20 protein-coding genes are annotated in these 21,053 nt (G+C 45.6%); 9 read left to right on the forward strand and 11 right to left on the reverse strand.

All coding sequences use genetic code 11. The features are described from left to right. Positions 1-151 precede the first annotated feature (151 nt). From ACXAD4_RS09285 to ACXAD4_RS09305, 5 genes are read right to left on the reverse strand one after another with little or no spacing between them, the layout of a single operon-like run. Complete coding sequence (locus tag ACXAD4_RS09285) at positions 152-1,921, reverse strand: bifunctional molybdopterin-guanine dinucleotide biosynthesis adaptor protein MobB/molybdopterin molybdotransferase MoeA (protein WP_475240840.1); 1,770 nt, start codon at positions 1,919-1,921, stop codon at positions 152-154. Beyond that, on the reverse strand, positions 1,918-2,502 hold the full coding sequence (gene mobA / locus ACXAD4_RS09290) for a molybdenum cofactor guanylyltransferase MobA (protein ID WP_475240843.1): 585 nt from the start codon (positions 2,500-2,502) through the stop codon (positions 1,918-1,920). The genes ACXAD4_RS09285 and mobA overlap by 4 nt, the downstream gene beginning before the upstream one ends. Continuing rightward, positions 2,486-3,193: an energy-coupling factor ABC transporter ATP-binding protein gene (locus ACXAD4_RS09295; RefSeq protein ID WP_475240846.1), complete on the reverse strand. Its 708-nt coding sequence runs from the start codon at positions 3,191-3,193 to the stop codon at positions 2,486-2,488. Before ACXAD4_RS09295 ends, mobA begins: the two co-directional genes overlap by 17 nt. Before the next feature lie 13 nt (positions 3,194-3,206). Continuing rightward, positions 3,207-3,908: an ABC transporter permease gene (locus ACXAD4_RS09300; protein WP_475240849.1), complete on the reverse strand. Its 702-nt coding sequence runs from the start codon at positions 3,906-3,908 to the stop codon at positions 3,207-3,209. Beyond that, positions 3,909-4,721 (reverse strand): ABC transporter substrate-binding protein, encoded by an 813-nt coding sequence (locus ACXAD4_RS09305; protein ID WP_475240850.1) that lies wholly within the window; start codon positions 4,719-4,721, stop codon positions 3,909-3,911. It lies immediately after the preceding gene. Positions 4,722-5,003: 282 nt separating this feature from the next. On the opposite strand from ACXAD4_RS09305, the gene ACXAD4_RS09310 reads away from it, so the two are divergent. The 3 genes from ACXAD4_RS09310 (at position 5,004) to ACXAD4_RS09320 (ending at position 9,338) form a co-directional block, all read left to right on the forward strand. Beyond that, entirely contained in the window at positions 5,004-6,497 is a 1,494-nt protein-coding gene (locus ACXAD4_RS09310; protein WP_475240853.1) for a sigma-54-dependent transcriptional regulator, read from the forward strand. Between the two features lie 8 nt (positions 6,498-6,505). Further along, positions 6,506-8,545, forward strand: a complete 2,040-nt coding sequence (locus ACXAD4_RS09315) for a sensor histidine kinase (RefSeq protein ID WP_475240856.1) — start codon at positions 6,506-6,508, stop codon at positions 8,543-8,545. A 406-nt stretch (positions 8,546-8,951) separates the two neighbouring features. Further along, the gene (locus ACXAD4_RS09320; protein ID WP_475240858.1) at positions 8,952-9,338 is read left to right on the forward strand and encodes a hypothetical protein; all 387 of its coding nucleotides are present in this window, start codon (positions 8,952-8,954) and stop codon (positions 9,336-9,338) included. Positions 9,339-9,404: 66 nt separating this feature from the next. On the opposite strand, the gene ACXAD4_RS09325 is transcribed toward ACXAD4_RS09320, so the two are convergent. Further along, positions 9,405-10,658, reverse strand: a complete 1,254-nt coding sequence (locus ACXAD4_RS09325; RefSeq protein WP_475240860.1) for a transglycosylase SLT domain-containing protein — start codon at positions 10,656-10,658, stop codon at positions 9,405-9,407. 242 nt (positions 10,659-10,900) lie between these two features. On the opposite strand from ACXAD4_RS09325, the gene ACXAD4_RS09330 reads away from it, so the two are divergent. From ACXAD4_RS09330 to ACXAD4_RS09350, 5 genes are all read left to right on the forward strand, one after another. Then, positions 10,901-11,416, forward strand: a complete 516-nt coding sequence (locus ACXAD4_RS09330; RefSeq protein WP_475240862.1) for a lecithin retinol acyltransferase family protein — start codon at positions 10,901-10,903, stop codon at positions 11,414-11,416. Positions 11,417-11,577: 161 nt separating this feature from the next. Next, positions 11,578-11,859, forward strand: coding sequence for a polyhydroxyalkanoic acid system family protein (locus ACXAD4_RS09335; protein WP_475240863.1), 282 nt, complete (start codon positions 11,578-11,580; stop codon positions 11,857-11,859). 234 nt (positions 11,860-12,093) lie between these two features. Continuing rightward, positions 12,094-12,723 (forward strand): phasin-related domain-containing protein, encoded by a 630-nt coding sequence (locus ACXAD4_RS09340; RefSeq protein ID WP_475240865.1) that lies wholly within the window; start codon positions 12,094-12,096, stop codon positions 12,721-12,723. Between the two features lie 77 nt (positions 12,724-12,800). Next, a complete protein-coding gene (locus ACXAD4_RS09345) occupies positions 12,801-13,160 on the forward strand; it encodes a phasin family protein (protein WP_317521471.1) in 360 nt (119 codons plus the stop codon). A 308-nt stretch (positions 13,161-13,468) separates the two neighbouring features. Beyond that, positions 13,469-14,407, forward strand: coding sequence for an alpha/beta hydrolase (locus tag ACXAD4_RS09350; protein WP_475240867.1), 939 nt, complete (start codon positions 13,469-13,471; stop codon positions 14,405-14,407). A 76-nt stretch (positions 14,408-14,483) separates the two neighbouring features. On the opposite strand, the gene pbpG is transcribed toward ACXAD4_RS09350, so the two are convergent. Both pbpG and ACXAD4_RS09360 read right to left on the reverse strand, forming a co-directional pair. After that, a complete protein-coding gene (gene pbpG / locus ACXAD4_RS09355) occupies positions 14,484-15,380 on the reverse strand; it encodes a D-alanyl-D-alanine endopeptidase (protein ID WP_475240869.1) in 897 nt (298 codons plus the stop codon). A gap of 112 nt (positions 15,381-15,492) precedes the next feature. Further along, positions 15,493-15,864, reverse strand: coding sequence for a hypothetical protein (locus tag ACXAD4_RS09360; protein ID WP_475240871.1), 372 nt, complete (start codon positions 15,862-15,864; stop codon positions 15,493-15,495). Positions 15,865-16,303: 439 nt separating this feature from the next. Here ACXAD4_RS09360 and ACXAD4_RS09365 point away from each other — a divergent pair, with 439 nt between their 5' ends. After that, complete coding sequence (locus tag ACXAD4_RS09365; protein ID WP_475240872.1) at positions 16,304-17,317, forward strand: extracellular solute-binding protein; 1,014 nt, start codon at positions 16,304-16,306, stop codon at positions 17,315-17,317. Between the two features lie 277 nt (positions 17,318-17,594). On the opposite strand, the gene ACXAD4_RS09370 is transcribed toward ACXAD4_RS09365, so the two are convergent. From ACXAD4_RS09370 to ACXAD4_RS09380, 3 genes are all read right to left on the reverse strand, one after another. Further along, positions 17,595-18,227 (reverse strand): TetR/AcrR family transcriptional regulator, encoded by a 633-nt coding sequence (locus ACXAD4_RS09370; protein WP_475240875.1) that lies wholly within the window; start codon positions 18,225-18,227, stop codon positions 17,595-17,597. A gap of 85 nt (positions 18,228-18,312) precedes the next feature. Continuing rightward, positions 18,313-18,831, reverse strand: coding sequence for a DUF2505 domain-containing protein (locus tag ACXAD4_RS09375; protein WP_475240877.1), 519 nt, complete (start codon positions 18,829-18,831; stop codon positions 18,313-18,315). Positions 18,832-18,842: 11 nt separating this feature from the next. After that, a complete protein-coding gene (locus tag ACXAD4_RS09380) occupies positions 18,843-20,828 on the reverse strand; it encodes an SDR family oxidoreductase (RefSeq protein ID WP_475240879.1) in 1,986 nt (661 codons plus the stop codon). Positions 20,829-21,053: the final 225 nt, after the last annotated feature.

Below are 21,053 nucleotides of genomic sequence, written 5' to 3' on the forward strand. Positions count from 1 at the left end.
GGAAGCTGCAAAAAATAAGCACTCAGTAAACGGTGGCTTAAACACCGTTTGCTGAGTGCTCATAATAATTGCAGCGTAAACTCTCAGGCTGGTAGTCTCTGCAGCTGTTATCGACAGTGCAGAGACCAAACCGCCATTATCTCTTCACTCTTTAGATTCGGTTTTCCAACGGAATCACACGCACTTTCTCACCAATCTCTACACCTGGTTGCTCAGGTAGGATTTCAATCAAGCAATTTGCTTCGCTCATAGAACGTAAGATACCTGAACCTTGCTTGCCTGCACTTCTCACCGTTAGTCGGCCATTAGCATCAATTCCAAAGATACCTCGGCTGTATTCGGTACGGCCTGGTCGCGAGCGTAGTTTTTCTTCCGCCACAGCGGTAAAGAATGGTGCCTGCCAGTCGTTCATGCCTTGAAGTTTGCGGATAGCAGGTTCAACGAACTGCATGAACGCGACCATAACAGCAACAGGGTTGCCCGGAAGGCCAAAGAACGGTGTTGTATCAATATGACCGAAAGCGAGAGGGCGACCCGGTCTCATATTGATACGCCAGAAGTTAATTTGGCCTAGTTTGTCCAATACGGTCTTGATGTAATCAGCATCACCCACTGAAACGCCGCCAGAAGACAAGATCAGATCGGCTTGTTCGCTGGCTGTTGATAGGGTCGCTTCCAATGCTTTCTCGCTATCTTCGATGATGCCGAGATCAATCACTTCACAGCCAACTTTAGTGAGCATGGCATGAAGCGTGTAACGGTTCGAATCATAGATGCAGTTTGGTTTTTGCGCTTCACCTGGGTGTTGCACTTCATCACCGGTAGAGAAAATAGCCACTTTGACCTGTGGTCTAATGGTAACAGAGCTCAATCCCAGTGAAGCAATCATACCCAGTTCAGGTGCTGTGATTTGTGTACCGCTTTGAACCGCGGCTTGACCGATGGCAAGGTCTTCACCGGCTTGGCGAACATTTTGTCCTGCTCTGATTGCTCCCATACCTAAGTCAAACGTGACGCTGTCACCGTTCTGATGAGCTTGCTCACGCATAATCACAGTATCCGCATTTTGCGGTACGGGTGCGCCGGTCATGATTCGGACGGCTTCACCGTGATTTAAAGGATTATCATAACTATGACCTGCCATTACTTGAGCAACGACCTGATAGCTTTCTCGGCCTAGATCATCGCTGCGAATGGCGTAACCGTCCATCGCTGAGTTAGTGTGTTGCGGCACATTGACTGGCGACAAAATATCGCTTGCGACAATTTGTCCCAATGCTTCTTTTAATTCAACGGTTTTTTCGGTACTTGGTGCGACAATCTGGCTCAGGATACGATCGCGGCCTTCGGCAACGGACAGCATGCCGGATGGGTCAAGGTCACTACAGCTTAGTGATTGGCCAGAATGCTTGGTAGTGAAGTCAGCGACAAATGCCGTGAGTTTGTCGAGATCATTGATATCTAGCTTTGGTAGGACAGTTTCAGTAGGAGTATCTGATGCGACAGCAATGATGTTATCGTCTTCAGGAAACAGCCATGGTTTGCCAATCTCTGCGCGATGAAGCTCAATTTTAGGGAAGCTCAGTTTCTTGAAGCCTTCTACCAAGATCAAATCGAGCTCATTGAGATCCAGCTGAGCGATGAGCTGAGGTAGAGTGGCTTCTTCTTCCGGTGTTTCGGTAACCATGGCACGGCGGTAGCGTGAAGATATCAGCATTTGCGCAGCGCCCGCCTTACGAAGACGGTAGGAGTCCTTGCCTTCTTTATCGATATCAAAATTGTGATGTGCGTGTTTGATAACCGCAACACGAATACCACGCTCAACGAGTTTAGGCAGCATGGCCTCTAGTAGCGTAGTTTTGCCTGTTCCGCTCCATGCGGCAAAGCCCAGCATCGGCAGGGATGATTGAATTGGGTTCATAGTGCTTGTCCGAATTGTTCTAGTTCTTCTGGCGTATTGAGATTGACGAAAGCATTGGGTTGATCACTGAAGTCGACCGTGATCATATTGCACTGGCGATAGAGCAGAATAATTTTACGGTCGCCATTTTCCAAGAATTGCTCGAGTTTGGGCAAGATGCGGCGATTAACCAGAGTGACAACTGGCTGAATGTGTTCACCATCGTGAGCAACAGCTATATCGGTACGGCTGTCACAAGCGCTGCTCATTCTATCGACAAGATCTGCGGGCAGGGCTGGGCAGTCGCAAGGTACAAACCCTATCCATTCGGATTCGAGGTGGTGTAGCGCAGCATGCATCCCGCCAAGAGGGCCTGGGTAATTCTTGATGTGATCACCAAACACGGTGCCATATTGGCGGTAAGTATCTTGATTGCGGTTTGCGTTGATAGTGATTGATGCGGTTTGTTTAGCAAGGGTGTCGATGACATGTTCAATCATTGCTCGGCCTGCGAGCGTCACTAATCCTTTGTCATTTCCACCCATTCGGCTGGCTTGACCACCAGCCAAAATGACCCAGCTTGTGTTATCCGGCGTAGGCATATTTATTATTGTCCTCGTCAACGAGCTGAAGGTCAGCGCGTTCAATGAGTTGGGAATCTGTAATCGTCCATTGGCGGCGGCACAGTTCTGTTAGCGCATTTTTCTGGTGACTCGTGATCACGAGGCTGGTACCGCGAGAAAGTAGGTCTTTGCACAGCACGACAAGTCGCTCGGTTGATTCTTGATCAAGGCTGGCACTGGATTCATCCATCAACAGCACCGCAGGTTTAGTCACCCACGCGCGAGCCATCGCAACTCGTTGTCGTTCACCACCAGAAAGAACAGATATGTGTTCATCGGCCAATGTTTCCAAGCCTACCATACGAAGGGCATTGATCGCCTCTGTCCGTCGGTTCCGGCGATCACGAACGGTGAATTTAAGACCATAACAGACATTATCAAGCACAGTTCCATCAAACATATAAGGGGTTTGATGCATATAAACTACGCCATTATTGGATTGGGCGCAGAATAAACGCCTCAAGATAGACGGTTTGTTTATATTGATGGAGCCTGTCGTTGGGCGCTGCAAACCACTGAGGACCTTTAGTAGGGTGGTTTTTCCCACACCGTTATCGCCACTGAGATAGACTGCATCCCTTGGTCCAAGCACAAGATTCGGAACATGGAATAAGAGCCGGTCTTTGAATCTAACCGATAGGTCTGTGGCCTCGATAGAGAGTTGCGTCATCAAATTCTCCGGCTTAGTTAGTGCGAAGGTGGGCTTTGCCACGCGCAACAGATAGGAAAAAGTTTAGCCCTAAAGCCAAAATCAGTAACACCATTCCTAAGGCAACACCTTGTGCAAAGGCTCCTTTGGAGCTTTCCAACGCAATCGCAGTTGGAATATTTCGTGTTGAGTTGAGGATATTACCACCAACCATCATGGAACAGCCAACTTCTGTGATCACACGGCTGAATGCAGCAATAATAGCAGCTAGGAGTGGAAAGCGGCTCTCCCACATTAGGCTCATAAATGCTCTTGGCAGGCTTGCGCCCAACGTCAGTGAGGTCTCCCAAGCTCTTTTATCACTGTTTTGAAAAGCAGCGTGCATCATGGATACGAGAATAGGCAGGCAGATCAGCATTTGCCCCAATATCATTGCCTGCTGGGTAAACAGCATTTTCCAATCACCCAAAGGCCCTGCCCGTGAGAGCAGCATGTAGAGCAACAGACCGATCACCACTGTCGGGATAGATTGGCAAGTATTGAACAAGGACAAAATCAGCCAGCGCCCTGGAAATCGGCCATAGGCGAGGGCGAAACTGATCAGCAGTGCTGGCAATAGCACAATGCCTATTGCCAACATTGAAACCGAAAATGAAACACCAACGATCCCCCACAGGGCAGTATCGCCGCTAAACAGCAGTTGGATCGCTTGGTGAGTGGTTTGCCAGATATCCATTTACTGAGCAATAGCATCCGCGACAAAAAGCTGTTCGCCGTGTCGCTTGTAGTCGTTGATCATGGTCTGCGCTTTCGGGTTTACCAACCAGTCACTGAAAGACTTGGCACCTTGGTAGTTGATGTCAGGGTAACGGCTTGGGTTTACCAAAATCACTTGGTATGGGTTGAACAGGCGAGAGTCACCTTGCAGGACAATCTTAAGATCTAGCTTGTTTTGGTAAGCTAGCCAAGTGCCACGGTCTGTCATGGTGTAGGCCTGAAGCTCAGAGGCCATATTCAATGTTGGCCCCATGCCTTGACCAACAGCTTTGTAGCCACCGAAGTTTGGTTCCATTTTGGTCTGTGCCCAAAGGTTCAGCTCTTTTTTGTGGGTGCCTGAATCATCACCACGTGAGACAAAGGTTTCGTTCTCGTCAGCAATGGTTTTCAGGGCAGTAGTAACATCTTTGATGTCACTGATATGGGCTGGGTCAGTCTTAGGGCCAACAATGACAAAATCATTGTGCATAAGTTTACGCGGTAAAACACCAAAGCCTTTTTCAACAAAGGTGGCTTCAGCTTTTGGTGCGTGGGTCATCACTAAATCAACGTCACCGTTTTCACCCATGCGCAGAGACTTGCCTGTACCAGCAGCAAGTACTTCAACCGTGTAACCGGTATCTTTTTTGAACTCAGGTAGCAGGTAGTCCAATAGGCCAGAGTGATATGTACTGGTAGTTGTTGCCAATCGCACCGTCATATTCTCTGCAGCTTGAATTGCAGCTGAAGAAGCTAGGGCTAATACAATAAGAGTTGTTTTTAATAGTTTCATAGGTCTTCCTGACTGAACGTCATTTTGTCATTTATTTTACGCAAGCGAAGCTCTCCAAAGGAGATATTCTTCATCGCTATGAGCGAGTCAATAAGCAAATCAAATGCCAACTTGAACATGTTGCGTATAATACCTTTAGGTGCACTGATAAGATAATGATTTAAAACAAAATGTTCGTTAGTCTTCACATTGTTTGAAAAACATTTTGAAACATCTTTGACAGACATAATGAGAGTGAGACAAAATGTCCCACCACTATAACCATAATGTATTTAAGTTTTTATGTCTGAAAATGCGTCAGTGTCATGGTCTGCGGTATCGGTTTTAGTCGTCGATGACGAGCCGGGAATGCGTGCCATTCTAAAAAAAGCGTTGAGCAAACAATTTGCTCAGGTTGATGTTGCAGGAAGCATTGAGGAAGCGGAAGAGCTGCGTAAAAGGTGCCATTTCGATCTGTTGATTGTTGATATCAACCTGCCGGGACGCTCCGGTATTGAGTGGCATGAAGCCTTTGATCCGCAGACACGTCGTAGTGACGTTATTTTCATGACGGGTTACGCTGACTTGGAAACAGCGATTAAGGCTCTGAGGGCTGGTGCATCAGACTTCATTTTGAAACCATTCAATCTTGATCAAATGATGCAGTCGGTACAGCGCTGTATCGAGCGTCGTTTGGTTGAAAGACAAAACTTTGCGCTGCAGCGAGATGTCGAACGCAGTTATCCGGTTGATATTATCGGTGACGCGCAAAGTACCTTGTCGATGAAAAAGCTCATCGCCCAAATAGCTCCTTCACAAGCTGCAGTATTAGTAGAAGGTGAGTCTGGCACTGGTAAAGAGCTCGTTGCTCGTGCGCTTCATCAGCTGAGCAAACGAAGCGGCCCCTTTGTACCATTGAACTGTGGTGCTATCGCACCAGATTTGCTTGAAAGTGAACTGTTTGGCCATGTCTCAGGGGCTTTCACCGGTGCGAAAAAAGGCCGTGAAGGCCTGTTCCGTGTCGCAAACAACGGTACGTTGTTTTTGGATGAGATCGGTGAAATGCCGATGTCCATGCAGTCATCCTTACTGCGTGCCTTGGAGCAGAAAGCGATTCGCCCGGTGGGTGCCGAGCGTGAAGTACAGGTCGACGTGCGAATTGTCGCAGCAACAAACCGAAACCTGAAAGAAGAAGTGGCCGAAGGGCGCTTCCGTCGCGATTTATATTATCGTCTTAATGTGCTGACTATCGAACTGCCATCTCTACGTGATCGCCTAGATGATATTCCAGCGCTTGCCCATCACTTTACTCAGCAACTTGCCAAAGATTTAGGCTCCAAGCCTGTTAATTGGACTCATGAAGATATTTCTGCGATGCAGGCCTATGACTGGCCGGGTAATATCCGTGAATTACGTAACATGATGGAACGCTGTTTGTTGCTGGGTAAACCTCCTGCAGATTACTGGCGTGAGTTGGCAGGCGAGGCCCCTTTGAGTGCCAATACTGCGAGTGACGCTGTCACTGAAATAGCCGATAGTTCTGAGCAGTCATCTTTGTCATCTGGCGCTAGTGAAAATAATCAGCCATGCCGATGTCAGGAGGGTGATGACACTACATTCTGCTATCCAAGTGATTGGACACTGAAGGAAGTCGAAAAAGCCCACATTATGCAAGTTGTCGATTCCCATGAAGGCAATAAGTCAGCAGCCTCCCGCCAGCTCGGTGTAGCGCGTAAAACGTTGGAGCGAAAGTTCAAGGAATGGGCTGATGAAGTCCTGACTGAGTCAGAAGAGTAGGGTCGGCCATGAAACAGTGCATTGCGATTTGGGTTCGGCGCCTTCGGACTATGGTGCGTTATCGGCTACTTCTGCTGACTTCTGTGCCGATAATTATTACCTTGCTGGCGTTGATCGCCCTGACTATGTACTGGACGGTGATTTACACTTGGCAAAATGCCTTGATGAATGTACGGGCTGATCTTGCTGTTGCTCATCACAGTATGGAGTTGTTGCAGAAAGAGCAAAGAATGCGGTTGGGCTCTCTGACTGAATCATACCAATTCCAGACCTTGCTCAAAGAAGATCAAAGTCAGCTGATAGATTGGGTCAAACAACAAGCCGGCCAGTATGACTTGGATTTTGTGGTAATTCATCCGGCTTCCGCCCTAGGTGAGTTTCCCAAGGCAAATCGACAGCTCCTCCAGCAGGGCGAGGAGCAGACTTTCTTCCAGAGATTGGCTTCTTATGAGTTGGATGACCTTCATCCAGATTTGCCCGCACGTGCCCAAATTCCGTTGTTGGATGAAAACTCCCTGGTATCCGACGGGCTGATCAGTCGCAGTTTAATACCGATTTTCAACCAGCATGGCGACTTGCAATGGATAGTCGATGGCGGGATTTTGCTCAATAACAGTACCCAACTTGTCGATCGTATCCGTGACTTGGTTTATGCGTCAGATACTTTGCCTGAAGGCAGTATCGGTACGGTTACGCTATTTATGAGTGATATTCGAGTCAGTACCAATGTACCTTTGGATAGCACCCAGTTAAATGGCCGCGCCGTTGGCACACGAGTGTCAGACGATGTGAAAGAATCGGTCCTTGAACAGGGTGATATGTGGGTCGATCGGGCTTTTGTCTATGACGATTGGTATGTCTCGGCCTATGAGCCACTGAAAGACTATAACGGCAATATTATCGGGATGCTTTACACCGGATATCTCGAATGGCCGATGATCAAAATCTACTTGACCAATATTGTTGAACTCGGGGTAGGGATCGTATTGGTTCTATTGCTTTCTGGAGTGATCGTCTACCGTGGTGCGAGAGATTTGTTTCGGCCTATCGAGAAAATGCACCAGGTGGTTTCTGCGATTCAGTTAGGCCTTGACCGCCGTATAGGTAGCTTGGACTTAACACGCGGTCATGAGCTTCAAATTCTCGGCAAGCAATTTGATACCATGCTTGATCAACTTCACCAAAGGAATGAGGTAATCAAACAGGCTTCATTGCAGCTCGAAGACAAGGTGCAAAGGCGAACTCAAAGCCTGCGAGAAAAAACCGAAGAGCTAGAGCAGCATATCAAACTACTGAACCAGGCCAGAAGTAAATTGGTCAGTAATGAGAAGTTGGCGGCCTTGGGCGAGCTAACAGCAGGCATAGCCCATGAGATCAATAATCCCACAGCGGTCATTTTGGGTAATGTGGAATTGATGCAGTTTGAGCTGGGAGATGATACTGAGCGTGTCCGGGAAGAGCTGGAGGCCATTCACGAGCAGATTGATCGTATTCGTAATATTACCCGAAGCCTACTGCAATATAGCCGACAAGGTGGTGTCCAAGATGAAGTGACTTGGCAGCATTTGAATCCCATTGTTGAAGAAAGTTTGACCTTGGTACGAAGTGGCACCAAGAAATTCGATGTTGAAATCCAAACTGAGCTCAATGCGCGTTGCAGTGTAGAGGTTAATCGCCACCAAATGCTTCAGGTATTAGTGAATCTACAAATGAACGGCATTCATGCGATGGACGATCAGGGCACATTGGTTGTCAGTACTGAAGATTGGTTTGATGAAAAGGGCGAAGCCATTGGTGCCATGGTCAAGATTAAAGATCATGGTTGCGGCATCAGCCAAGAGAACATCGAGCGCATATTCAATCCTTTCTATACCACCCGAAGGAGCGGGACTGGCTTGGGGCTGTCGGTCAGCCAAGGTATTGTCAGTGGGATAGGTGGTGATATCGAAGTGGAATCAGAATTGGGTACTGGATCGGTATTTACAGTGTATCTGCCGGAAAAAGCCAATAGCGAAAACAAGATGATTGTAGACTTAGAGACAATTTAGGTCATCAAATAGCAAAAAGGGCATGTTTTAACATGCCCTTTTTACTTTAATGAACGCTTTAACAATAAAAGTTTCATCGCTTTTTACCGTGAGGTGATTACATGAAGACGAGGCCAACAACCATAAATGCCAAGCTAGTGAATACCGTACGTGTGATGATGCCTGTGTGAGTTGGATTGATCATTTCTTGATGCTGCATATATTACCCTTTTATGACAAATTGAAGATCTTTGTGTTTTTATTTTCACTTTTTCATCATAGATCAAATTTCTTATATTTGAAGCATTAATTGATAGAATTGTGCACACTGTCAATTTGTATGATGTATGCCGGCGGCGCATAAAAACTTCGGCATTATTTTTTGAGTGTCTATACTTGCAGAAAAGGCCAAGTTACGGATGACGCTATGAAAATTGCAGTTTTATCACTGGGAGCCTTGCTTCAATTTTTTGCTCTTTATATCGCTTTTTACTCAGACCTTCCTGGAAACATCTATTTTGCAACATTAATATCCGTTGCAGCGATGGCATGTGTTTTGGTTATTCGACATCTTGTTGCCCCTGTGTGCTTAATGGCTGGGATATTGATTGGTTTGTCTCTATCACACAATGAGTCGGATCTGAAAACACTCAATGTTCTAGAAGGCCAAATGTTGGCCTGGCTTGATCCAGAGGGACACGATTCTGATCAGTTCATAGAAACCGAAACGGAAATTACTCACTTAAGTATCCCGCCTATTGAAACAACGACAATTAAAAAAGAAGAAACTCTTGCGGCCGTTACCTCGAACTAAGCAGCAAGCAATTCAGTGTTGCTTGCTGCTTTTTTGTCGATGCCGTTTGTAAAGAGTGCTTACCTGCTACTCACTGTGGTTGGGGATTAACAGCTTTTGGCCAGCAAAAATGGTAGCGTCACTGAGGTTGTTAACCTGCTTGATTAAATCAACCGAAATGTTGTTGATGTAGGCCAACTGGTTTAGTGAATCTCCTGCCTGAATATCGTACACGTCGTAAGTTTGTTTGGCGTAGGTGCGGGCATTCTTATGCTCGAAGAACTGGGTTTTGTTCTTCATCGGCATCAAGATTTTGTTGTCTTTATTTTTTCGGGTATATCCAGCGGTATAGCCAGGGTTGTAGTGATACAGCTCTTTACTCGATAAACCAGAATATGCCGCAACTGTACCTAACTTAACCCTTCGACTTATAGTAATTTCTTCAAGTACAGGTTCAGCTTTGATTGTATGGAGTGGAATATCGTATCGATAGCCATGATGCTTAACCAGGTCTGCCATGGCTAACAATTTAGGTACATAGTGGCGGGTTTCTTTGGGAAGCTTAAGAGACCAGAAATCAGTCGATTTGCCTAATTTTTTGTTTTGCTTGATGGCAGCCCTTACTCGGCCGCCACCCGTATTGTATGCAGCAATCGCATGCAGCCAATCCCCATCAAACTTGTCGTACAGGTATTCGAGGAGATCCAAGGCAGCCTCTGTTGAATAGACAATATCTCTCCGCCCGTCATAGCCTTTAATAATATCTAATCCAAACGTCTTACCGGTAGGCTCAGTAAATTGCCAAAGGCCTGCTGCGCCTTTGTGCGAGTAGGCAAATTGATCAAAGCTACTTTCAACAAAGGGTAGAAGGACCAGCTCTATAGGTAAATCACGGGCATTAACTTGCTGGTAAATATAATAAAGAAAAGGCTCTGCCCGGGCAGTCACCTTCTCTACATGGTAGGGATTATTGACATACCATCGCTTGTAATAGCGGATTGTACGGTTATTTGGCACCGCCATGGTGAGCTCGCTGGCAAGCAAATCCCACATGTCAGGCTCTTCAACCAGGGTTTGTGTAGGTATGTCGTTTGAAGTGAGTTCTGGATGAAAATCAGTAGGGCTTGTTACTAGCGAATTAATTGCTGATGAAGACTCGGCGTGCGTATGACGGGAGCCAGTGGCAATAAAGCTGCCAGCAAACAAACGGCTATCTACTTCACATTTGTTATCAGCATCTTCAGGAAATGACTGAGCAGAAGCGGTTTGCGCGCTTAAGTCTCCTTGATTGACCGTTGGGATTGATTGACATCCAATTGTGAAACTTATGAACAAAAACAAAAATATACTTCTAATGATCATAATAAATTATCGCCAGTCAAAAATTTATTGTGATATCTGTCATTATTTTGACGTCTTTTTTTATGTTAGCAGTGTTCAGGTAGATTGGAAGTAAGCTACCAAGGTAAAGCGCGTTATAGCCCGATAATATGAGTTCTTATTCGAAATGAGACAAATTTCACATTATTGCTCAGTAACAACTAGGCTTTACGATACTGATAGCGACTTGGATAGACGTATTTATGCAGAGCACAAATTTTCCGGCCGGTACGGTATTGAGAATTCGCTGTAGTACTTATTGGCACTATGGCATCGCTGATGGCCGAGGCTATGTTATTCATAACTCTAAGAAATGGCGTCGGGTCGAGCGGGAGACGGAGGGAGAGTTTTCAGAAGGGCGCCGGATAGAAGTTAGTGATATTGCAGGCCCGTATCCTAGGGCGGCAGTGCGGTATGCCAAATCAAAACTAGGGCGAAGTTATAACTTGTTTAGCCAGAACTGTGAACAATTTGTCCGGGAGGCCCACGGCTTACAGATAGAGTGTACTCAATTTCAGCGTTTGGTGGTCGCGGCGGCAGGTGGGTATATGACGCTCAGCGCCCCTTCGACAGTGATCAAAATGGCGGGGGTTGGCTTACTTCTGGGCGCTGTGTTAACGTCATCTGAAAAGCAGCCTTACCATAATGCCGTCCAAGGCGCTAAATTGGCTGTTGGGGCAAGCTTGATTCTGCCGACTTTGCTTCGTCGCTTGCTGTGATTAAGTTTATGGTTGAAGCAAGTATGACAGGTGATACATATTCTCTTAGGGTATCTGCAACAAATTTCAAAATGTTAGATCTGTCCCACAGAAATTTTTATAGTTAGGCCGTATGTTAACAAAAGGTGACTGAGTAAATACACTAATGCGCGAGAACTTCTGTGACGATTTTAATTGAACGCCATCATGACAGAGCACATGATGACATTACTACGCTAAGCGAAAAAATTGCAGGCCAGCTTGAACAGGAGTATGGCCTTACTTGGTCCTGGCAAGACGATAAAATGCATATCAAACACTCTGCTGCAAAAGGCTATTTGCATGCTGAGGATGGGAAAATAACCATTCAGCTTCAGCTTGTCGGCTTTGCAGCTGCCTTCTTTGCATCAACCATTGAAAGCCATATTACTGAACAGCTCGACAAGCACCTTCTGGCGAGTTAATTCAAAATAAATTCTTTATTATTTTAAAAGAGCTCATGATGAGCTCTTTTTTTATCCCTCTGATTAATAAACCGTATTCAGACCTCTCTTGTGACGGTCCTCACAAACAAGCTCTCTCTCGCGATAAAGTGTTGTTTTAGGGAGAACATTCTAATTGAAATTCGTAAATTACATACAAGCAGTCAGGCAATACCCACTGGCTGGCATTATCGCAAAAGTATGGAGGGGAAACTGATGGGGATTTTTAAACAGACTGCGGAAGAATCAAATAAAGAGCAGATTCGTGACGCAATGGTATACAACATTTGGTTAGCTGGCCTTGGTGCTTATGCCAAGAGCGCTGAAGAAATGAATCAGCTTTCTGATAAAGGCAAGAGCCTATTTGATGAGCTGATTGAGCGTGGACGTGCAGTTGAGTCGAAAACCAAAGAGCGAGTACACACTGCACGCAGCCAGACCTCAGTAGCGATTGAAGAACGCATGCACAACATGGTTCAGAAATTCATTGGTTTGGATAACGAGCGCCTAGATCGTGTTGACGACAAGATCGACCAGCTAACTGCCAATATTGAAGCTTTGGTAGAGCGCCAGAAAGCTCAAGCTGAGAAAAAGCCGGCTCCACGTAAGCGTACTGCTGCGAAAGCCACTGAAAAAGCAGCCCCTGCAGCCAAGAAACCAAGTGTTGCACGCCGTAAAACAGTAAAAGCTGCTCAGCCAGTTCCAGCGGCTAAGCCAGAAGCTGAGAAAAAAGAGGTCGAGGCGCCGGTAAAGCCACAGACCGTAGCGGCAACTAAAGCTGTTGCGGAACCAAAGGCTAAAGCTGAAGACAAGCCTGCGGTAAGTACAAAACCTGAAGTGGTGTAAGCATAGCTTCCAATAGATATGCAGCCGTGAGTTAAATCGAGCGTGCTTAAAGCAAGATAACGCAAGAGGATATGATTATGAGCAACAATACAGTAGTGAAAGCGGCAAAAAATGTCGTTGAAAGTGGTGAAGGCATTGCACGTAACATTTGGTTAGCAGGCCTTGGTATTTACAGCCGTAGCTTGGAAGAAGCTCAGCAGCTTAATGAGAAGTCAAACCAGATGTTTGACGAGCTTGTTGAGCGCGGTAAAGAAGTCGAAATCCAAGCGAAAGAGTGTATTGGTAAGAACACGGAAAAAGCGACTGAGGAAGTAGAAGCAGGTATGAATGATCTGTTCTATCGCCTAAGTGGCGTTGACCGTGAGAAGCTTGAGCGTATGGACGAGAAAATCGACAAACTGACTCAAGCCGTTGAGAAATTGGCAGAAGCAGAGTAACTGCCAATACGGAGCTACGTTTATGCCAGCCAGACAATAAGTAGCTCCGGGCTGACCAACCGTTCCCAGTCTGCAGGTTGTGAAGCCTTTAGGTTGCGCGTGGGCCATGCACGCGCACCTTTTTTGCTATTTTTGCTGCCTTTACTGGCAGAGTTTTTTTGCACCCTAGAAAAACGGTTGTTTGAACGTTAACTAACAGAAAACTAGGCACTTCTAAAATAAAAGCATCATTTTTTTGCTACCAGATATTGACCAAACCCCTTGTTTAATTCTAACTTTGTAAATGAATTGTAAAAAAGGTGGCGTATATGGATAGTTGGCGTAATAGGGCTTTCAACAAGGTTTTATTCCGAATTATGCGGCAACGTCTTGCAAACTGTGAATCAACCGAAGAAATGCGAGATCTCATTTTATCTATTGATAACTATGGGCCTTTTATTGCTGCACCAAAGGGGATGGAGATCACGCCAACCCGTTTCGCCGATGTGTCTTGCGATTGGGTCGATATGCCCAAGAGTAGCGGTAATAAGATTATCCTTTACTTCCACGGGGGAGGGTTCTGTTTTCACAGCCCAAAGATCCACAACGCCTTTCTCGCACGCCTTGCTAATCATACGAGCTCACGCGGCCTAACGGTCAACTATCGCCTAGCGCCAGAAAACCCTTATCCTGCCGCCCCTGACGACTGTTTTGCGGTGTACCGTGGGTTGTTGGTGAAAGGATACCACCCTCATCAAATCTTTTTCGCTGGAGATTCTGCTGGTGGTAATTTGGTTTTGAGCACCATGCTGAGAATACGCGAAGCAAAGCTACCGCAACCCGCAGGCGGTATTATGATGTCGCCAGTTTCCGATATGGCAGTAACCGGTGAGTCGGCCTTCAAGAAATGCAAGGATGATCCATTCTTTGATTTGAGCACTTTGCTACTGATGAGAAACAACTATATCGGCATGCAGAATCCTTGCGACCCAGATATCTCTCCCTATTATGCTGACCATCATGATTTGCCGCCGACATTTATCACAGCAGGTACCGAAGAGTTATTGATGGATGATGCTATTCATCTTGCCCAAAGGCTAGGCGAGGCTGGTAATGACGTTACGATTAACGTTGTTAAGGGAGTACCGCATGTCTTTCCGCTGTTCTATCAACTAAGTGAAGCTCGCGAAGTCATGAAGTTGATGGCTGGGTTTATTAAGGAGAAATTCAAGGAAGCGGGCGAGTCAGTTGATAAAAAAGCCAGTTGATTTGATTTGGTTATTTAGCATAAGAAAAGAGCCCATTTAGGGCTCGTTTTATTTAAGCGGCTATGCGTTATTGATGTTAGTTGGTTAAGGTTGAGAGCTTCTGCTTCTGGTAGTGCATTGCAGATTCCGATACCTTACCGCTATTGCCACTTTGAAGCCATTTCTTGATTCTGCCAGCATCACCCACAGGTGTAAGCTTGCCGTAGGCATCCAGCGTTACAATTAGCAGTTGTCGGCCCTCTACATGGGTAACCATGGCCAGGCAGTGCCCCGCAATATCTAAATAGCCCGTCTTACTCAATCCAACTTTCCACTTCTGGCCCCTAACAAGCGCATTGGTGTTGGTGTAACCCAATTTGTAACGGGGCTTTTTGAAATAGGCAGTATGGACAGGTGTGGTGCTGTATTTCTTGATTTTAGGGTAGGCATAGGCTGCTTTGATCATCTTGGTGATATCTGCAGCGGTAGATACGTTATTTGGATCTAAGCCAGAGCTATCAACAAATACGGTATCTGACATACCGAGAGCTTTTGCTTTGGTATTCATGGCTTTGATAAATGCATCATAGCCCCCAGGGTATTGCCGTGCCAAAGCCGCCGTAGCCAGGTTCTCAGAGGACATTAAGGCAATGTGAAGGGCTTCTCCGCGGCTAAGGGTAGAGTCCATTCTGATACGCGAATAGCCGTTGTATATTCTTTCTTTGTCGATTTTTTCAAAGCTAATGGCTTCGTCCAATGGGAGCTTGGCATCGAGCACGACCATCGCTGTCATCACTTTGGTCAGCGAGGCGACTGGCATCACTATGTCTGAGTTTTTCTGGAAAAGCGTCTTGTTGGTGTCGAGATCGGTAACATATGTACTGACAGATGCAGTTTGGATGTTATCGGTGTTTAGTTTACTGGCATGCGCAGCGACGCCTGACATGAGTAGGCCAATGGCGATAAGTCGATTGAGATGGCGAAACAAAACCACTCCTTGTTGATATAACGGTTTATTGCATTACAGACAAGGGTAGCTTGAGGGCAGGGACAGGTAAAGTTAGTTTAACGTTAATTGGGAAGGTCGCCCTGTCACAGTTCATCCGCTAGGGCTCTTGATCCTCCCAGCCTTTATCCTCCCACCATTGGTACATACAAAACACAAACCCTAACGCACCGATAGTAATCATCATTTGTAGAGCCAACTCGGTGAGTAAGTTAGGCTCGAAGGAAGTGGCCATGATGGCGACAGTCGCAAACGCGTAGGCTAGATAGCCCCATGAACTGCCTCGGTAGAATTGCAGTACTTCCAATATAATAAATAAGGTAGATGAAACGATATAGAAGCGGTAAAACTTGCCAACAATATCGGTATAGAATTCGCCCGCGAACCTGACCATCAACCAATGGAAGCACGTGTAGAACACAACAATACAAATTGTTGATTCTGATAGGCTTTTAAAAAGTTTGATGTTCATACCGGTCATCCATTTATGCTAACTGTCAATTTTTAGCACAATACAGAGAGATATACTTTTTCAAAATGTAAAAGACTATTTTAATTGGAAAATAAATTTACGGTATGAGCAAGTGCGATTCATGGTAAGTATGTATTAATGACATTGAACAATTTATTAAATGTATGTGATGTCTGTTTTTAATTATTAAAATTGTCACTTAATTTAATAATTATATAGTGATAAAGACACGTTGTGGTAAATGGGTTAAGTTGCTTAACTATATGATAATGCTGACAAATATGCTTTCTTTATAGGTATTAAAATCAATGGGGGTGACTAAATTAGGGAGTAAAGTTTTGAGATATAAAGCAAAATTTATGTGATTGCAGGTGTTTCTGCTAAATCTTATGCTGCTCAATAGGTATTGATAACGTCTATCATTCTTAAAGAGATGTCCATGAAAAAGCTATTATTGGGTGCTGTTTCAGCAACTTTATTTTTTCCTCAATTTTCTATCGCAGCCGAAGAAGTCAATGTCTATTCGTATCGACAGGCCTTTTTAGTCGAGCCATTGTTTAATGAGTTTACCGATAAAACTGGTATAAAAGTGAATGTGAAATTTGCTCGAGAAGGCTTTACCGAAATGCTCAAGCATGAAGGCCGCTTGAGCCCTGCTGATATCATATTGACGACGGATGTCGGCCACTTGATTGAATTATCCGATGAAGGTTTGGTTAAGTCAGTTAATAATGAAGTTGTAAATAAGAATATTCCTAGTCAGTACCGAGATAGCGAAGGTGAGTGGTATGCACTGACGCTGCGTACCCGTAATGTCCAATCTTCACGAGATCGTGTTGGCAGGTTACCAAGTGACTTTGATTATATGGATCTAGCCGACCCTAAATGGAAAGGGAAAATCTGTACCCGTTCGGGCAAACATCACTATAACATTTCGTTAGTCTCATCGATCATAGCCCACCATGGCGAAGAGGAAGCAAGAGAATGGCTGATAGGGTTTAAGAATAATCTAGCTCGTAGGCCACAAGGCAATGATCGCGGCCAAGTAAAAGCGGTAAAAGAAGGGCTTTGTGATATAGCCGTCAGCAATAGTTATTACTTCGGCCTCATGATGGCAGATGAAAATCAGCGCAGTTGGGCTGAATCGGTGTATATAAACTTCCCAGGCCAAGAGCAAAACGGTACTCACGTCAATGTCAGTGGTATGGCGATGGCTAAGCATGCCCCGAATACTGATAATGCCCTTAAACTGATGGAGTTCTTGTCTGACAGCAAAGCACAGGAAATGTATGCAGCTGCGAATTTTGAATATCCGGTCAAACCAGGTGTTCAGCCAACAGAGTTAGTGGCTTCTTGGGGTGATTTCAACGCTGATGCGCTGCCTCTTGATAAAATCTCCGAGTTCCGGACTGCGGCAGTTAGGCTGCTGGACGAAGTGCAATTTGACCTATAAAGCTAATTATTTTTGCTATGAGGTGATGGCGCTGTATTGTTGACCATGCTGCTGTTTACTATCTGTTTAGGATCGCTCGATTTAGTATGCATAGCGAAGAACACAGTGTTAGCGATGAAAAGGAAGACTAAAACGATGACTTTCATTGAGCACCTTAAAAGTGATGCTGTTAAAGAGATTTAGCAAAATTCTAGTTTAATACAAGAAAAAACACCCTGTGCTCTGGCATAGGGTGTTTTTGATTATTACAAATAGGATGAAATTCTAACTTGGAGGATCAGTTTACTAACTCTTCAACGAGATCCTCGTGGGTAAAAAAAGGAGACTTCGCGTTCTCGGTTAGATACGGCTCCACCATTGAAATCAGGCGCAGAACACCAGAGCGGGCTAGGTCGCTTTCGGTGTAATGGTCATCAAGCAATGTTTGGTAATTCAACCAGTTCAAGCTGACAAGCAATAGGTTATCAGCCAGAAGCGGCAAGCTTTGCTCATCACATTTCAATTTATCAAGAGCGACAAGATGCTTAAGCATGTCATTACACAAATGACGGAGCTTGAGGATCAGGGTTCTGATCTTACGCTTGATCTGTGGGTTCTGACCGTTAAGGCTATCCAGGTTCCTGAACAAAAAGCGATAATGGGTAAATAGTGCCATTACGGTATGCATAAATGGCCAGTAGTCATCAAAGTCCTTGACCTGGCTTGCGTACTCATTGCTGATAGTCGTCAGGGAGTTTTGCAGCTCATTGACCAGAGTCGCAATAATTTCATCTTTGCCACGGAAATGGTAATACAAGTTACCAGGGCTGATCCCCATCTCGGTAGCGATGATTAACGTGCTAACTTGGGCAACACCATCACGATTAAACAGCTCAAGACTAACTGACAAAATCCTATCTTTGGTTTTCATCATCTTTTCCTTGTTATTCGAGCTTCACCTTCGACATTACCATCATTAGCATATTTTGACTATGCCGAAGGTGATGGGGGGAGCATTATTGCTCTTCTGCAACCAATTGCGGCAGTACTTCACGGAGGAAGTCATACTCGCCTTGCATTTGCTCTTTCATATCACCACAAATGAAGGAAACTAAGGTGCTTCCGACCAGTGGAATGGCTGATTTCACATCCATAGTGACATGGTTGGAAGTGGCAATTCCTGGGCGGGTCGCTGGCTCACTGAAAACCATTTGGCCTTCAATAGTGGCAGGGACACCCAAGATTTCAATTTGCAGCTTACAGACCAGCTGCTCATTCTCTTGCCAATGCCAAGACTCGGTTTGCTTGATGGTGTTGTAGCTACCAAGCAAGCTTTTCAGCACTGCAGGTACGTTCGCTGGCATTTCTCGTTGGGTTTCTACTCGGAACCCATCTTCTGTTTCTTCAAGCGTAGCGACACGGACATTCTTGGCACCCAGTTTCTGGTACTTTTCAGTAATGAGGTCTTCTTCACTGAAATAGCGCAGTAAGGTATCAAGATCTTCTTTGTAGTCGTGGATTACTGAAACTTGCATTACTTACATCCTTACATGTGTATTTCGCGCATGATGCTATTAATAGCCACTACATCAGCAGAAGGCTGTTTAGGCTCAGCATCTTCGCTATCGTGCTTACCGTGGTCAGGGTTGTAACCCGTTGCCATTAGCAGTTCACCCAGTTTCGGATAGACACCGTGGATGAATGCGCCAAGCAGGCCTAGTTTGGTTGCAATGCGCTTCGGTCGCTCAATAATGGCTTTGATGATCAAGTCAGCCGCTTCTTCTGGAGTTAGCAGTGGGATACCACCTTCAGCTTCACGGTAGTGATCAGAGATCATGCGAGTTTCAACCAGCGGCATGTTGATAGTTGTGAAATCAATGCCTTGTCCACCTAGTTCAGTACTTGCTGTACGGGTAAAAGTATCCAGTGCTGATTTTGATGCCGCATAAGCAGAGAACAATGGCTGGTTAGTCAATACCGCAATGGATGAGATATTGATAATGTGGCCTTCACCGGCTTCGATCATCTCTGGCAGGTTACCCAGAATCATACGCAGCGCACCGAAGTAGTTGATCTGCATGGTACGTTCGTAATCGTGCAGACGGTCAGTTGCTTTCTCTACTGATCGGCGGATAGAACGGCCGGCGTTGTTAATTAGAATATCAACCTTGCCATGGTCGTGTTTGATCTGCTTGATCACTTCCTGAGACGGCTCATCTTGGCTCAAATCACACTGGTAGATGAAGGCGTGGCCACCCAAGCGCTCGATTTCATTTCGGGTCTGCTGTAGACGCTCAAGGTCACGGGCAATCAGTACTAGGCGAGCTTTCGTTTTTGCCAGTTTAATCGCAGTGGTGTAACCAATACCTGAAGAGGCACCAGTGATCACAACCACTTTGTCGTTAACACAGCCTTGTAAGGTTTTCTCGACATGCAGCTCAGGATCTAGGTTGCGCTCCCAGTAATCCCAAATCTTGTCAGCATAATCGGCTAGGCGAGGACAGCAGATGTTACTGTCTGACAGCGCATTTAGCGTGTTGCTGCAATCAAACTGGGTCGGGTAGTTGAAGTAGCTCAGCGCGTCTTGCGGCATGTCCATTTCTTTACTGATCGCATCGATAAAACGCTTGAGTGCTGGAACTTGACCAAGCTGAGACCAGAAGTGAGAAGGGATCATGCGGAACACACGCATGTCCAAACGCATAGCCATACGTGGTGCGTGGCCTGCTTCGGCAAATAAGTTAATCACTTCACCTGAGCGGTATGGGTCAGGGTCCACAATGTGGAAACACTGGTTATCCAATTCAGGTTTGTGAGAAATATGGTCGATAGCATCGGCAACATAGTCAACCGGTACTAGGTTCAGGCGGCCGCCTTCAAGGCCTAGAAGAGGAGCCCACTCTGGTAGTGCGCGGCGTAGCTTCTGGATGATCTTGAAGAAGTAGTATGGGCCGTCAACACGATCGGCTTCACCCGTTTTCGAATCGCCGATAACAATGCCCGGACGATAAGCACGCCAAGGGATAGTCGCTGTTTCTTGAACGAGTTTTTCAGCATTATGCTTGGTTGAGAAGTAAGCATGCTCAAGTCCAGTCGCTTCATTCAGCATGTCTTCGCGGAACCAGCCACGGTATTGGCCCGCAACAGCAATTGAACTGAAATAGTGGAAACAACCAGCGTTAATGCGCTCGGCGAAACGAAGTGTATGTTCTGTGCCTTCAATATTGGCGCGCATCATATCTTCTTCGCTAGCAGTCAGATCATAGATAGCTGCTAGGTGGAAGAACTGATCAATTGTTCCAGTGAGCTTCTTGGTATCTTCAGCTGAGATGCCAAGGTTTGGTTCGGTAATCGAGCCCTTGATGCAGTGAAACTTGTTCTTAGGCAGATTATGTTTTTCTAACAGAGCTTCCAGTCTATCTTCAGAAATTTTGTCATAGGTGAGTAGGTAGATATCACCAGGACGTTTAGCCAGACGTTGTAATAACTGAGAACCGATAAATCCAGTTGCGCCGGTAATGAAATAATTCATGACCACTCCTTACGCGGTATTTATTTTTACATTCAATTGCAGAGTAATTTACTGGTCAGATGACCTACTTCAGTGTGCATCTAGTGGCAGGTATCCTCAAAGCAAATCCTGAAGAAATGTGCTCTAGATCAAGATTCCTTGCGGGAATTTAACGTTTTAGAGTAATTGCTCACGTTTTTTCTTTTTGGGTTTCATTTGTCACATCCGACCAGTGATAAATATCGA

The organism is Photobacterium sp. AWH4_225 (assembly GCF_056158405.1).

Excerpts from the sequence above, each read along its gene's own strand:
- ACXAD4_RS09340 (WP_475240865.1), top strand. The coding sequence starts at position 12,094 with ATGGGGATTTTTAAACAGACTGCGGAAGAATCAAATAAAGAGCAGATT.
- ACXAD4_RS09330 (WP_475240862.1), top strand. The coding sequence starts at position 10,901 with ATGCAGAGCACAAATTTTCCGGCCGGTACGGTATTGAGAATTCGCTGT.
- ACXAD4_RS09300 (WP_475240849.1), bottom strand. The coding sequence starts at position 3,908 with ATGGATATCTGGCAAACCACTCACCAAGCGATCCAACTGCTGTTTAGC.
- mobA (WP_475240843.1), bottom strand. The coding sequence starts at position 2,502 with ATGCCTACGCCGGATAACACAAGCTGGGTCATTTTGGCTGGTGGTCAA.
- ACXAD4_RS09315 (WP_475240856.1), top strand. The coding sequence starts at position 6,506 with ATGAAACAGTGCATTGCGATTTGGGTTCGGCGCCTTCGGACTATGGTG.
- ACXAD4_RS09365 (WP_475240872.1), top strand. The coding sequence starts at position 16,304 with ATGAAAAAGCTATTATTGGGTGCTGTTTCAGCAACTTTATTTTTTCCT.
- ACXAD4_RS09370 (WP_475240875.1), bottom strand. The coding sequence starts at position 18,227 with ATGAAAACCAAAGATAGGATTTTGTCAGTTAGTCTTGAGCTGTTTAAT.
- ACXAD4_RS09375 (WP_475240877.1), bottom strand. The coding sequence starts at position 18,831 with ATGCAAGTTTCAGTAATCCACGACTACAAAGAAGATCTTGATACCTTA.
- ACXAD4_RS09380 (WP_475240879.1), bottom strand. The coding sequence starts at position 20,828 with ATGAATTATTTCATTACCGGCGCAACTGGATTTATCGGTTCTCAGTTA.
- ACXAD4_RS09295 (WP_475240846.1), bottom strand. The coding sequence starts at position 3,193 with ATGACGCAACTCTCTATCGAGGCCACAGACCTATCGGTTAGATTCAAA.
- ACXAD4_RS09310 (WP_475240853.1), top strand. The coding sequence starts at position 5,004 with ATGTCTGAAAATGCGTCAGTGTCATGGTCTGCGGTATCGGTTTTAGTC.
- ACXAD4_RS09350 (WP_475240867.1), top strand. The coding sequence starts at position 13,469 with ATGGATAGTTGGCGTAATAGGGCTTTCAACAAGGTTTTATTCCGAATT.
- ACXAD4_RS09285 (WP_475240840.1), bottom strand. The coding sequence starts at position 1,921 with ATGAACCCAATTCAATCATCCCTGCCGATGCTGGGCTTTGCCGCATGG.
- ACXAD4_RS09345 (WP_317521471.1), top strand. The coding sequence starts at position 12,801 with ATGAGCAACAATACAGTAGTGAAAGCGGCAAAAAATGTCGTTGAAAGT.
- ACXAD4_RS09305 (WP_475240850.1), bottom strand. The coding sequence starts at position 4,721 with ATGAAACTATTAAAAACAACTCTTATTGTATTAGCCCTAGCTTCTTCA.
- ACXAD4_RS09360 (WP_475240871.1), bottom strand. The coding sequence starts at position 15,864 with ATGAACATCAAACTTTTTAAAAGCCTATCAGAATCAACAATTTGTATT.
- ACXAD4_RS09320 (WP_475240858.1), top strand. The coding sequence starts at position 8,952 with ATGAAAATTGCAGTTTTATCACTGGGAGCCTTGCTTCAATTTTTTGCT.